Genomic DNA, 12,130 nt, shown 5'->3' on the forward strand with positions numbered 1-12,130 from the left:
CGGCGACAGGTCCGTGAATCCGTGTCGCGGCGGGCGCTATCGCGGTTCTCAGAGCTTCGGCGACACGTCGCCGATGACCGTGCTATCGACGAAGACGACGACGTGGTCGCCGGGTTCGATGACCGTGTCACCCCGCGGGGTGATGAACTCGCGTCTGCGCGTTATCGCGCCGATGACGACACCCTCGGGGAGGTCGGCAATCGACTCTCGAATCGGTGTTCCCGCGAGGATGCTGTCGGCGTCGACCTCGATTTCGAGGACTTCCGCCTTGTCCGTCTCGATGAGCGCGACGTTCTCGGCACCACCCTCGCGAGTGAAGCGCGTAATCTCCTCGGCGACGACTTCTCGGGGACTGACGCCGATGTCGACCCCGACGGCCTCGAACAGTTCGACGTACGGCGTCGTGTCGATGACGGCGACGGTTCGTTCGACGCCGAGACGACCGGCCAGAAGCGACACGAGGAGGTTCTTCTCGTCGGAGTCGAGCGCGGCGACCACGAGGTCGGCGTCGCCGACGTGTTCGCGTTCGAGGAAGTCCACGTCGGTCGCGTCGCTCTCCATGACGATGGTTCCGGGGAGGAGTTCGGCGAGTTCGCGGGCGCGCTCTGCGTCGTGCTCGACGAGTCGTGGTTTGAACCCGCGTTCTTCGAGGAGTCGGGCGACGTGATAGCCGATTTCGCTCCCGCCGACGACGACGACTTCCTCGGCGGTTCCGGGCGACTCTTCGGGCGCAATCGTCGCCGCGAACTGCTGGACGCTCTTGGGGCTGCCGATGACGACCACGCGGTCGCCGGGGCTGATGACGGTGTCACCGCGCGGAATCGTCACTTCGCCGTTGCGGAGGATGGCGGCGAACGTGAGCGAGTCGAATCGGTCGGCCTCGCGGACCGTCTGGTTCGCGACGGGGCTGTCGTCGTCGATTTCGAACTCGGCCATCTGGACCTGCCCGCCTGCGAAGGGGTCGACGTCGCGTGCGGCCGGGAGGCCGACGACGCGGACGATAGACTCGGCGGCGAGCAGGTTCGTACACACCATGAAGTCCACGCCGAAGGCCTTCTCGGAGCGCTGCCACGTCCGGAGGTACTCCGTGTTCTTCACGCGGGCGATGGTGAACGCCTCAGAAATCGCCTTGGCGGTCGCACAGGCGACGATGTTCGTCTCGTCGTTGTCCGTGGAGGCGATGACCATGTCCGCGCTCTCGATACCGGCCTCTTCGAGCGTTTCCACCGAGGTACCGTCGCCGTTGATGGCGAGCACGTCGAGCGAATAGTTCAGTTCGTCCACCCGTTCGGAGTCGCAGTCGATGACGACGACTTCGTGAGTGTGGTCGAGGTCGGCCGCAATCGACGACCCGACCTGTCCAGCGCCGATAATAATCACGCGCACGAGGGACCAGCCCCTATCATACCCCATCTTTGTATCGGCGGTGGGTATGTGCATTTCCCTTCGGTGGTCACCGCGGAAGACCCACCCACGCTAGGCTGTGTCGTCGGAGCCGGAGACGTGGCCGCCGAACAACGCGCAGTCGCCTGCTTAGCGATGCACTGTCAGTTCGACACGCCGGGGTTGGCCCTCTAAGTCGGCGACGATGCGCTCGACGATTCGTTCGGCTTCTTTCTGGAGAACGGGCCGAACCTTGTCGACGACCCAGCCGAGAGAGACGAACCGCGGGAGGTCGATATCGCCGGCCGAGACCGTTTGGGTGTCGTATTCGACTTCGAAGAAGACTCTGGAGGCCGTCGCTGCGTCACTCGGGGCGTCGTCCGGGAGGTCGTCGAGTTCCTCGATACGCCAGTGCCCCGTCGCGTGGATGTCTTTCGTCACCGTCCAGTCGATGCGGTTCGGCGGGTCGACGTCTGTCACCCGCGACTCGGCGGTGTAGGTGAGTTTCCACCACGCGAACTGGAGGTGGTAGCGTGTTCCGGGCGTCCCGTCGCCGAACTGCCGCACGTCGGTCAGGTGCTTGGAGTAGTTTGCGTACCGTGGGAAGTCCACGAGAAACTCGTAGACCTCCTCGGGAGGCAGGTAGACGACGGTGCTGACGGCTATCTCGTCCACGACACTGAGTTTGCCCGAGACCAACTAAGCGTTGTGGGAGCGCCTGTCTCGGGTCACTGTGTCCAGCCGTCACGAACATCGGAACCTATAATCGGGGCCTTTCGATACCTAACAATGAGATGGTCGGGGGGACGCTGCGGGATATCCGGGCGGAGGTTCGGTCTCTGTCCCGGCCCGACGGCGACTACATGGTGGTGTGTGGGAAGCTTGGTACTGAACCGTCGGTCGTATCCGGACTCCGGTTTCCGGACCGTGATGCGGCGAGCGAAGCGGCCGACCTCGCCAAGAAGTACCGGGCCGCACTCCGCCGGTACGACCCCGCAGTCCCCTACTACGACCCGTTGGTCCACGAGGAATCGAACGGACCTGTCGCGTCGCGCGTGACCGACTCGGTCGACGAGCGGACGCGGTACATCTCGTTTTGTCACGACGTCACCGGCTCGGTCTTCGAAGCACTCTCCGAGACGGGAACGCGCAGTGTCGAATCCGCGGCGATGGAGACGTACCTCACGCTCGCCGAAGTCGTCTCCGACGAAGACGACTTCTGTCTCACCATGCTGTGGAGCATGATGAGCGAGATGGACGTTCGGCTGTCCGTTTCCGAACAGACGACAGTGGTCGAGACGGCCGCCGAGCGGTTCGCTTCCGCGCCGATGTCGAACCCGGTGGAAGCCACGCTCCGGAACCTCGAATCGGCGTCGTTCATCGAAGGCTACTCGCTTCGTTCAGTGACTCACGAGTCAGAGACGGCGGATTCACAGACGACAGCGTCCGCCGCTGACGAGAGCGAATCTGACAGCACCGACACGACCCAGCCCAATTCGTGGGAACTCACCTTCGGAGACTACGCGCTCGCGGAGCGGACTGGCCGACTCCCTACCCTCCCAATCGCTGTCGACCTCCTCCGACGGACGCCCGGTCAGTCGGTCCGGTTCTTCGACGGAGAAGCGTTGTCCGACTCCCGGTGGCGACTCCGCCTCCAGACGGGGACACACTGCGAATCGGCTGGTCTCGTCAGCGTCGATGCCGTCGAAAACCGGTGGCTGAACGATTCGGCTGCACCGCTTCGCTCGGAGCGGCCGGGCCAAAGCGACTAACGGCGAACCTTTATTTTCGGGGAGTGTACCGCCGCGCATGTCTGAGACGAATCCGCGAGACGTCCTCGTCGTCGGCGGTGGCGTCGCAGGCCTCACCGCGGCGACGTTTCTCGCCCGCGCGGGCCTCGACACGCTCGTCGTGAACGCTGGTGAGTCCATCGTTCGACGTAACGCGCACCTCGAAAACGTCCCCGGCTTCCCGGCGGGCGTCAACAGCAGACTCTTCACCGACCTCCTGACCGAACAGGCCGACCGCTCGGGTGCCGATTTCCTGACCGGTCTCGTCGTCGACCTCGACGTGCTCGGAACCGAAGACGACCCGCTTTTCGAAGCGACGGTCGAGACCGAAGGCGGCGAAGAAACCATCGCTGCAACGCGGGTCATCGCCGCCTCGTGGGCCGACGCGTCGTATCTCGAAGACACCGGCGTCGAACTCCGAAGCGCCGGGTCGAAGACGTACGTCGACGTCGACGACCTCGGCCGAACCGCCGTTTCCGGCCTCTATGCAGCGGGTCGAATCACCGAAATCTACCACCAGACGGTCGTCGCCGCCGGCGACGCCGCGGAGACCGCGATTACGCTCGTCCACGACACCGGCACGGCGTTCTACAACGACTGGGTCACGCCCGAGGGCTACTTCACGGGTCGCGGGCGCGAGGTCCCTCCGGCGTGCGAAGAAATCGACGCCGACGAGCGCGACCGCCGCGAACGCGAGTCGCGCGAGGTCATACAGGAGTTCTTCGCCGACGACCACCCCGAGCCACAGCGGACCCACCCGAGTCTCGTCGAAGACGAACTCGGCCGGCTCGACGAATAACGGCGGCCTCCGAACGGGCCACAGACGCGAATCTTTTTAATCGATAGCGGGCGCAGAGACGAGTGAATGCTGGAAGGTGTCAACGTCGCGCTCGGGGTGTCCGGGAGTATCGCGGCCGTGAAAGTCGTCGAGTTGGCGCACGAACTCCGCCGACAGGGGGCGTCCGTTCGTGCAGTGATGTCGAACGCCGCGACGAGTATCATCCACCCGTGGGCCGTCGAGTTCGCCACCGAGCACGACGTCGTCACCGAGATTACCGGCCGCGTCGAACACGTCGAACTCTGCGGCCGCGAGGGGTGGGCGGACGTGTTCCTCGTCGCGCCCGCGACGGCCAACACCGTCGGGAAGATGGCCGCCGCCATCGACGACACGCCCATCACGACCTGTGCGACCACCGCGCTCGGCGCAGATGTGCCAGTCGTCGTCGCGCCCGCGATGCACGAACCCATGTACGACCACCCGGGCGTCTTGGAGTCAATCGAGCGCGTCGAGTCGTGGGGCGTCGAGTTCGTCGACCCGCGGCTCGAAGAGGGGAAGGCCAAAATCGCGACCGAGGAGGCCATCGTCACGGGCGTCGCGAAGGCGACGACCGAACAGACGCTCGCCGGAGAGTCGGTCGTCGTCACCTCCGGGTCGACCACCGAATCGGTCGACCCAATCCGGACGCTCTCGAATCGCGCGTCGGGGCGAACGGGCCGCGCCGTCGCCCGCGCGTTGGCGATTCGCGGTGCCGACGTGACGCTCGTCCACGACGGCGACGACGTTCACTACGCCGACGTGCTCGCCGTCGAATCCGCCGCAGAGATGCTCGACGCCGTCCAAGCGGCGGTCGACGCCGGTGCCGACGCCCTCGTCTCTGCGGCCGCCATCTCGGATTTCACCGTCGAGGCCGCAGACCAGAAGATTCGTTCCGGCGACGCCATCACACTCGACCTCCAGCCAGTGCCGAAGCTCATCGACACGGTTCGAGAGTCACATCCCGACCTCCCTATCGTCGGCTTCAAAGCCGAGACGTCCGGCGACGACGACGCGATGGTCGAACAGGCGCGGCGAATCATGGACCGCGCCAGTCTCGCGTTCGTCGTCGCCAACGACGCCTCGGTGATGGGGTCGGACGAAACGCGTGCGCTCGTCGTCCGCGACGACGATATCGGCGAGTTCGCTGGCTCGAAAGCCGAACTCGGTGCTCGCGTCGCGTCGGAACTCGAACGCGAACTCTCCTAAAAAAAGTCGTCGGCGTCGGCGCCGACTCGTCGCCTCGTCAGCCGAGGAGGCCGACGAGGTAGCCACCGAGAATCACCACGACGAGGACGATACTCGTCGCGATGGTGGCTCGGAGGCTTCCGGTGGTGATGTCCTTCGCGTCCGCGTCACCGAGCGCGCCCGCAATCCGGCGGGCCGTCGGGTAGGGGTCGGCGATGGCGGTCGCAACCGCGTACGACCCGGACGAGACGGCGCGGTCGACGGCGGCGAACAGGTCGGTCGTTCCGCGGACGAGGACCCGCGTGCCGTAGAACAGTGCCGGGTTCAACACCGCGTCGATGTCCGGCACGTCACCGACCTTCGACAGCGGCTTTTTGAGCGCGACGAAGCCGACGACGCCCAGCGCGGCGAGCGCGAACCCTTCGCCGAGGTGGCTCAGCGTGAAGGGGTGCGCCTTGGCCGTGCTGCCTGGGAGGATGCTGAACAGCGCGTCGGGATACAGTCCGAAGACGACACAGAGCGCGGCGACGCCGAGCATCGCAACCGCCTGTCCGGTGTGTGCGCGTTCGAGCGACCAGTCGCGGTTCGCGTCGCGGAAGAACGCGTAGTAGCCGAACTTGATGAAGGACATGAACGTCCCGACACCCGCGGCGAGGAGGATGTAGAAGATACCGTAGAGGTGCTCTTTGTGCGCCGCGGCGGTAATCATCCCCTTACTGACGAAGCCGTTGAAGCCGGGGAAGCCGCTGATGGAGAACGCGGCGATGGTAAAGGCGAGTGCGGTAATCGGCAGCGCGCCGCGGAGATTCCCGAGGTACTTCAGGTTCTCCTCGTTGGTTCGCGAGAGGACGACGCCCGCGGTCATGAACAACAGCGCCTTGTAGAGGATGTGGTTGTAGACGTGGGCGAACGCACCAGCAGTTGCGAGTGCGGTTCCGATACCGACACCCGCGACCATGTAGCCGACCTGCGACTGGATGTGATACGACAGGAGCCGTCGCATGTCGTTTTGGAGCAGCGCGTAGATGACCCCGAGCAGCGCCATCGCCGTCCCCATGTAGGCGATTGCGAGGTTGCCCTCGGGGAAGGCGCGGGCGAGACCGTAGACGCCGGTCTTCGTCGTGAACACCGATAGGAAGACCGAGGCGGCGAAGTGCGGCCGGGGGTACGTGTCGGGAAGCCACGTGTGCAGTCCGACGTAGCCGACGTTGACGCCGATACCGACCGCGGCGAGCGCCGCGGGGATACCCGGCGCGATGCCGTTCGTCGCCGAGAAGAGGAACGACTCGACCTCGGTGTAGTGCCAGACGATAGCGCCCATGAGGAGACTGCCGCCGAGACCGTGGGCGATAGCGTAGCGGTAGCCCGCACGGACCGCGTCGCCGCCGTAATCCCACACTAAGAGGGTGCTGGTGACGGCCATGAGCTCCCAGAAGAACACCATGGTCAGCCAGTCACCGGCGAAGACGGTTCCGAGACTCGTCCCGACGTAGCCGAGGGCGTACGCGGTCTGGATATTTCGCGCGTCCGACGAGTACGAGTACAGGATCGCCGCGACGCCGATGATGCCGAAGATGATGCCCATCAGCCGCGAGAAGTCGTCGACGTTGAACAAGACGGCCTCGAAGCCGAGGAACGACACCGGGAGGTGGACGCCGGCCGGTGCGAGAAGCGACCAGACGGCGACCGCTCCGGTGGCGAGGATACCGAGTCCGTGGCCGACTCGCCGCGAGACGAACGGCATGATAATCGCCACCGCGAGGACGACGAACGCGGGTGGCAAGAGCGTGAGGCTACTCGCCATCAGAACACCACCCCCGTCGCGCCAGCGACGACCTGTTGCACGAGCGCGAGGAACACTGCCGTGTAGGGAACGATGCCGAGGACGAGCGCGCCGGTCGCGGCCGTCGCAATCGGTGCCATGATGAACCACGTACTCTCGGTGCCGAGCGCGCGGCGTTCCCAGCCGTCTGCTGGCGGGCCGCCGTGGTGCTCGTCATCGTGGTCGTGTGCATCCTCAGTGAGGTGGTCGCTGGGGTGTTGGTCGACTGCATAGGTTTCTCCCGTCGATTCGCTTTCAGAGGTGAGCGTCGCGTTCTTCCGTCCGCCGTCGGCGCGGGCGGTCACCCCGCCGATGGGGAACTCGATGAGCGGTTTCGCATCGGAGTCCTCGGGCGTCTGGAAGAACGCCTGGTAGATAATCGGCCAGAAGTAGCCGATGTTCAACAGGCCGGACGTGAGTAAGACGAGGGCGAACACCGTCTGTCCGGCGTCGAGACTCCCGATGAGGAGGTACCACTTGCTGACGAACCCGGCGACGAGCGGCAGGCCCGCCATGCCGAGACTCGCGATGGTAAACGCAATCATCGTCAGTGGCATCCGTCTCCCGATACCCGCCATGTCGCTGATGTCGTCGGTGTGGGTCTCGACGTGAATCGCGCCCGCACAGAAGAACAGCGTGAGTTTCATGAACGCGTGGGCGGGGATGTGGAGCAACCCACCGACGAGCGCCGCAGGCGAGAGCAACGCGAGACCGAGCACGATGTACGACAACTGACTCACCGTCGAGTACGCGAGTCGACGTTTGAGGTTGTCCTGTCTGAGTGCGATGATACTCGCGACGAGGATGGTGAACGCGGCGACGGCGGCGAGCGGCAGGCCGACACCGAGTGACTCCACGGTGCCCGGGCCGTACACGTCGAGGATGACGCGCGCGATACCGAAGACACCGCTTTTGACGACGGCCACAGCATGCAGGAGGCCCGAAACGGGCGTCGGGGCGACCATCGCGTCAGGGAGCCACGAGTGAACCGGCATGAGGGCCGCCTTCACGCCGAACCCGGCGATGAGGAGACCGAACGCGGCGCGAGCGAGAACTGGGTCTGCGCCCGCGAGCGCGGCGATGCCGCCGGGCGTGAACTCGACAGTTCCGGTCGTCAAGAACACGAGCGCAGTGCCCGCGAGCGCGGCGACGCCGCCACCGAAGGTGTACGCCAGATACTTTCGACCGGCCTTGCGCGCTTCGTCGGTCTCGTCGTGAGTGACAAGTGGGTACGTCGCCACCGTCAGCAGTTCGTAGAACACGTACAGGACGATGAGGTTCGACGCGAACGCGACACCGATTGCGGCGCTGACGCTCCCCGCGAACGCGGCGAAGTACCGCGTCTGCGAGTGCTCGTCGAGGCCGCGCATGTAGCCGATACTGTAGAAGCTCGTGACGACCCAGAGGAGACTGGCCAAGAGGCCGAAAATCATCCCGAGCGGGTCGGCGGTGAGCGTGAACGAGACGCCGGGCACGAACGCCCCGAGCTCGGTCACGTAGGTCGACCCGTCGAGGACGGCCGGCACCATACTGGCGACGATGGCGAGCGTCGAAATAGACGAGGCGATGGTCGCGCCCTCGCGGAGGTTCGGGCGACGGTTCAGTGCGACGATGAGGAGAACACCGACCGCGGGGGCTAACACAGCCGCGAGCGGTCTCAGTGAGTCGAGTTCAGTCATACGAAGTACACCTCCAGTGCAGGCCGGATGATGTCGATGAGGTCAGACCCGGCGATGCCGAGCAGGACCGCGGTGACAGCAGCGACGACGACGACGGTTCGCATTCCGAGCGAGACGTCGCTCGCTGGCTGGCCGCCGTCGGCCGAGACGCTGGCGTCGGCCACGTCGGTCTCGTCGGGATGGGTGAAGTACATCCGCTCGATGACGCGCCCGAAGTACGCGAGCGTCAGGAGCGTGCTGACGACGACGACGAGCGCGACCGACCACGACCCGGCTTCGACCGCACCGACGACGATGTTCCACTTGCCGATGAAGCCGATTGCGGGCGGGATGCCGACCATCGAGAACGCGAGCACGGCGAACGCCGCGCTCGTCACCGGTTCGCGAGCGGCCAGTCCCTTGAACTCGTCCATCGTTCGAGCGCCGACCGACGCGGCGAAGACGCCGAGCGCCAGGAACAGACCGCCTTTCATCACGGCGTGGCCGATGAGGTGGACCACCGCGCCGATAAGCGCCGTCTTGTTCCCGATTCCGATTGCGGTGACGACGAGACCGAACTGCGAGACAGACGAGTACGCGAGCATCCGTTTGAGGTCGGACTGCATGACCGCGAGTACCGACCCGGCGACGATGCTCACGCTCCCGAGGAGGACGAAGGCGTCCGCCGCGATGGGCACCGCTTCGAGGAAGTCGCGGGTGAAGACCGTGTAGGTGACGCGGAACAGCCCGTACGCCGCGGCGGTCGAAACGAGCGCGGAGATGTACGCACTCACGGTGTCCGGCGATTCGGCGTACGCGCCGGGCTGCCACGTGTGCAGTGGGAAGATGGCGACCTTGACCAGCAATCCCGTCGCCATCAGGCCGAACCCAGTCAGCACGGTTGGCGAAGCGTATCCTGCCGGAGTGGCGACAATTGCCTCCGAGAGGGAAGCCATGTTCAGCGTCCCGGTGGCGATGTAGAGGTAGCCGGTCCCGAGCAGGTACAGCGAGGCACCGATGGTACCGACAAACAGGTACTTCAGGCTCGCAACCGCGGCGCGGGGCGACCGACCGCTCGCGACGAGCGCGTAGGTCGCCAGCCCCGTAATCTCCAAGAAGACGTACAGGTTGAACACGTCGGCGGTCGCAACGACACCGGAGATACCCGCGGTGAGAAGCGCCAGTTCGCTGTAGAACGCGTTCGAGTGCGGTCCGGCGCGTCGCGCGTACACCACGACGCCCAGCGTCGAAATCGAGATGAGCACCAACAGCGGTGCCGAGATGCCGTCGGCGACGAGTTCGATACCGAACGGCGGTTGGAACCCGCCGACCGCATACGAGATACGGCCGCTCGTATCCACTGCGTTGGCGACGATTGCCGACAACCCGAGGTGGGCGAGCGACATCGCCAGTGCGACGTACCACCCGGCGCGGTCGGAGAGAATGCCGAGGAACACCGGCAGTATCGCCGCCGCAATCGGGAGGACGATGAGCAAGACGAGTGCGTCAGTCATCTACCTGTACCTCCTTGATGACATCTTCGTCGAGAGAGCCATAGCCGTTGTAGATTCGAACGATAAGTGCGAGCGCGACGGCGGTCAGGCTCACCCCGACGACAATCGCCGTGAGAATGAGCACGTGTGGGAGCGGGCTCACGATTGGACCCTCGGTGTGGCCGACGATGGGCGGAACGCCGCCGTCGACGTAGCCGGTGGTCACGAAAAAGAGGAAGATTCCAACTTGGAAGATGTTCATACCGATGACCTTCCGAACGAGGTTGGGACTCCCCATGACGACGTAGAGACCGATGCCGACCAAGAGGATGCTCGCGATGTAGTTGTAGTGGGTCGTAAGCAGGTCAATCATGCTTCATCACCGTCCGTCTCCTCGTCGGAGAACCCCGCAGCGAGGTTCATAAACAGCGAGACGATGACGCCCGCGACAATCGCCCCGATGCCGAGTTCGACGAGTTCGATGCCGTATTTGACACCGTGGCTGATTCCGTAGGCGGAGTAGTTGAGGAACGGTCCACCGAAGGCGAGCGCACCCAACCCGATGAGTGCGAACGTCGATGCTCCACCGCCGATGACGACGCGAACGAAGTCGTCGTCGAGCCACTCTCGCGTCGGCTCGATACCGAAGGCGAACGCGAGCATGATGATACTCGACGCGACGATGGCTCCACCTTGGAAGCCACCGCCCGCGGACTCCGCGCCGTGGAACATGACGAAGAGCCCGAACGTGAAGACGAACGGGCTGACGACGCGAACCGTCGTCATGATAATCGTACTTTCGACGTATGCACGGGGGCTGAAATCGAGTGAACTCATACGTACACCTCCTTGCGAAGGACGACGAGGACCGCGATTCCGGCGGCCAGCACGACCGCCGCCTCGCCGAGGGTGTCGAACCCACGGTAGGCGGCCAACACCGCCGTCACGACGTTTTCGACGTCGGTCTGCGGGTACGCGTTTTCGAGGTAGTAGCGCGTCACCTCGGAGGTTGCGACCGGCGAGTTCGGGTCTCCGATACGCGGTAACGAGCTCACCGTCGTCAGCAACACGCCGACGAGGACTGTCGCTACCGCCGCTGGACCCCACTTGATTCGCTCGAAGAGGCGGTCGCCACCGGGGCGAACCGTCCGAACGATGGTCAAGAGGAACAGGACGGTCGTGACGCCCGCGCCGACGGCCGCTTCGGTGAGCGCCACGTCGGGTGCGCGCAGGAGGACGTACACCAGCGCGATGCCGAAGCTGAACCCGGCGAACGCGATAATGGCGCTGAGGATGTCCCGGAGGAACGCCGCCGCGAGCGCGGCGAAGATGACGAACGCGAGCAGGAGCGCGAACAACGTCAGTTGCACGTCAGTCACCTCCTCCGTCGTCTGCGGTCCACGGTTCGATACCCTGTTCGTAGGCCGCCCGAGTGATGGCGTGAGCGGCCGTCGGGTTAGTGATAAACATGAACAAGAGCAGGAGCGCCGTCTTGACGGCGGCGACGTCCGCCCCGAAGAGGAGTACGACTCCCCCGAGCGACAGCACCGTTCCGAGGGTGTCACTCTTCGAGGTAGCGTGAGCGCGGGTGTAGAGGTCGGGCAGTCGGATGATGCCGACGACCGCGACGAAGCCGAAGAACACACCCGCGAGGACGAGCCCCGAGACGAGGTATTCGAGCGGCGTCATCTCAGAGCACACCTCCGCGTTCGACGATGAACTTCGAGATTGCGATGCTCGCGAGGAAGTTCAACAGCGCGTAGACGAGCGCAACGTCGAGGTACCCCGGTTGGCCGAACGCCGCCGCGGCGAGCGCCAACACGACGACGGTGTTCGTCCCGATGGCGTTGATGGCGATAACGCGGTCTTCCATGGTGGGACCGCGGACCACACGGTAGAGCAGCACGATGGCGAACGTCGCGAACGCGGCCGCCCCGCCGAGCAGAATCGTTTGGAACGTCGAAAAACCTTCGAGCACCATC

13 protein-coding genes are annotated in these 12,130 nt (G+C 64.9%); 3 read left to right on the forward strand and 10 right to left on the reverse strand.

Features of this window, described 5'->3' with window-relative positions; translation table 11 throughout:
- Positions 1–48: 48 nt before the first annotated feature.
- Positions 49–1,386 carry a Trk system potassium transporter TrkA gene (gene trkA / locus KU306_RS09955; RefSeq protein ID WP_007539207.1) on the reverse strand — a complete coding sequence of 446 codons (1,338 nt, stop codon included), beginning with the start codon at positions 1,384–1,386 and terminating at the stop codon, positions 49–51.
- A gap of 147 nt (positions 1,387–1,533) precedes the next feature.
- Complete coding sequence (locus KU306_RS09960; RefSeq protein ID WP_074792646.1) at positions 1,534–2,058, reverse strand: type II toxin-antitoxin system RatA family toxin; 525 nt, start codon at positions 2,056–2,058, stop codon at positions 1,534–1,536.
- Positions 2,059–2,177: 119 nt separating this feature from the next.
- On the opposite strand from KU306_RS09960, the gene KU306_RS09965 reads away from it, so the two are divergent.
- The 3 genes from KU306_RS09965 to coaBC all read left to right on the forward strand — a co-directional run bounded on the left by KU306_RS09965 (position 2,178) and on the right by coaBC (position 5,196).
- Entirely contained in the window at positions 2,178–3,155 is a 978-nt protein-coding gene (locus KU306_RS09965) for a DUF7551 domain-containing protein (RefSeq protein WP_258301850.1), read from the forward strand.
- 37 nt (positions 3,156–3,192) lie between these two features.
- Positions 3,193–3,972, forward strand: coding sequence for an FAD-dependent oxidoreductase (locus KU306_RS09970; RefSeq protein ID WP_258301851.1), 780 nt, complete (start codon positions 3,193–3,195; stop codon positions 3,970–3,972).
- Between the two features lie 66 nt (positions 3,973–4,038).
- Complete coding sequence (coaBC, locus tag KU306_RS09975) at positions 4,039–5,196, forward strand: bifunctional phosphopantothenoylcysteine decarboxylase/phosphopantothenate--cysteine ligase CoaBC (protein ID WP_258301852.1); 1,158 nt, start codon at positions 4,039–4,041, stop codon at positions 5,194–5,196.
- Between the two features lie 37 nt (positions 5,197–5,233).
- On the opposite strand, the gene KU306_RS09980 is transcribed toward coaBC, so the two are convergent.
- Genes KU306_RS09980 through KU306_RS10015 form a run of 8 tightly spaced genes read right to left on the reverse strand, consistent with a single transcriptional unit; the run spans position 5,234 to position 12,129 of the window.
- Positions 5,234–6,979 (reverse strand): Na(+)/H(+) antiporter subunit D, encoded by a 1,746-nt coding sequence (locus tag KU306_RS09980; protein WP_258301853.1) that lies wholly within the window; start codon positions 6,977–6,979, stop codon positions 5,234–5,236.
- Complete coding sequence (locus tag KU306_RS09985) at positions 6,979–8,676, reverse strand: cation:proton antiporter (protein WP_258301854.1); 1,698 nt, start codon at positions 8,674–8,676, stop codon at positions 6,979–6,981. Before KU306_RS09985 ends, KU306_RS09980 begins: the two co-directional genes overlap by 1 nt.
- On the reverse strand, positions 8,673–10,169 hold the full coding sequence (locus tag KU306_RS09990) for a monovalent cation/H+ antiporter subunit D family protein (RefSeq protein ID WP_258301855.1): 1,497 nt from the start codon (positions 10,167–10,169) through the stop codon (positions 8,673–8,675). Before KU306_RS09990 ends, KU306_RS09985 begins: the two co-directional genes overlap by 4 nt.
- Positions 10,162–10,521, reverse strand: a complete 360-nt coding sequence (locus tag KU306_RS09995; protein WP_007539220.1) for a cation:proton antiporter subunit C — start codon at positions 10,519–10,521, stop codon at positions 10,162–10,164. Before KU306_RS09995 ends, KU306_RS09990 begins: the two co-directional genes overlap by 8 nt.
- A complete protein-coding gene (locus tag KU306_RS10000; RefSeq protein WP_008323656.1) occupies positions 10,518–10,985 on the reverse strand; it encodes an MnhB domain-containing protein in 468 nt (155 codons plus the stop codon). The genes KU306_RS09995 and KU306_RS10000 overlap by 4 nt, the downstream gene beginning before the upstream one ends.
- Positions 10,982–11,527, reverse strand: coding sequence for a DUF4040 domain-containing protein (locus KU306_RS10005; protein ID WP_007539222.1), 546 nt, complete (start codon positions 11,525–11,527; stop codon positions 10,982–10,984). Before KU306_RS10005 ends, KU306_RS10000 begins: the two co-directional genes overlap by 4 nt.
- Positions 11,520–11,837 (reverse strand): monovalent cation/H(+) antiporter subunit G, encoded by a 318-nt coding sequence (mnhG, locus tag KU306_RS10010; protein WP_007539223.1) that lies wholly within the window; start codon positions 11,835–11,837, stop codon positions 11,520–11,522. The genes KU306_RS10005 and mnhG overlap by 8 nt, the downstream gene beginning before the upstream one ends.
- A 1-nt stretch (position 11,838) precedes the next feature.
- A complete protein-coding gene (locus tag KU306_RS10015; protein WP_007539230.1) occupies positions 11,839–12,129 on the reverse strand; it encodes a cation:proton antiporter in 291 nt (96 codons plus the stop codon).
- Between the last annotated feature and the right edge of the window lies 1 nt (position 12,130).

This window comes from Haloferax larsenii, from assembly GCF_024730625.1.
Taxonomy (GTDB): Archaea; Halobacteriota; Halobacteria; order Halobacteriales; family Haloferacaceae; genus Haloferax; species Haloferax larsenii.

Excerpts from the sequence above, each read along its gene's own strand:
- KU306_RS09965 (WP_258301850.1), top strand. The coding sequence starts at position 2,178 with ATGGTCGGGGGGACGCTGCGGGATATCCGGGCGGAGGTTCGGTCTCTG.
- KU306_RS09970 (WP_258301851.1), top strand. The coding sequence starts at position 3,193 with ATGTCTGAGACGAATCCGCGAGACGTCCTCGTCGTCGGCGGTGGCGTC.
- coaBC (WP_258301852.1), top strand. The coding sequence starts at position 4,039 with ATGCTGGAAGGTGTCAACGTCGCGCTCGGGGTGTCCGGGAGTATCGCG.
- KU306_RS09980 (WP_258301853.1), bottom strand. The coding sequence starts at position 6,979 with ATGGCGAGTAGCCTCACGCTCTTGCCACCCGCGTTCGTCGTCCTCGCG.
- KU306_RS09985 (WP_258301854.1), bottom strand. The coding sequence starts at position 8,676 with ATGACTGAACTCGACTCACTGAGACCGCTCGCGGCTGTGTTAGCCCCC.
- KU306_RS09990 (WP_258301855.1), bottom strand. The coding sequence starts at position 10,169 with ATGACTGACGCACTCGTCTTGCTCATCGTCCTCCCGATTGCGGCGGCG.
- KU306_RS09995 (WP_007539220.1), bottom strand. The coding sequence starts at position 10,521 with ATGATTGACCTGCTTACGACCCACTACAACTACATCGCGAGCATCCTC.
- KU306_RS10000 (WP_008323656.1), bottom strand. The coding sequence starts at position 10,985 with ATGAGTTCACTCGATTTCAGCCCCCGTGCATACGTCGAAAGTACGATT.
- mnhG (WP_007539223.1), bottom strand. The coding sequence starts at position 11,837 with ATGACGCCGCTCGAATACCTCGTCTCGGGGCTCGTCCTCGCGGGTGTG.
- KU306_RS10015 (WP_007539230.1), bottom strand. The coding sequence starts at position 12,129 with ATGGTGCTCGAAGGTTTTTCGACGTTCCAAACGATTCTGCTCGGCGGG.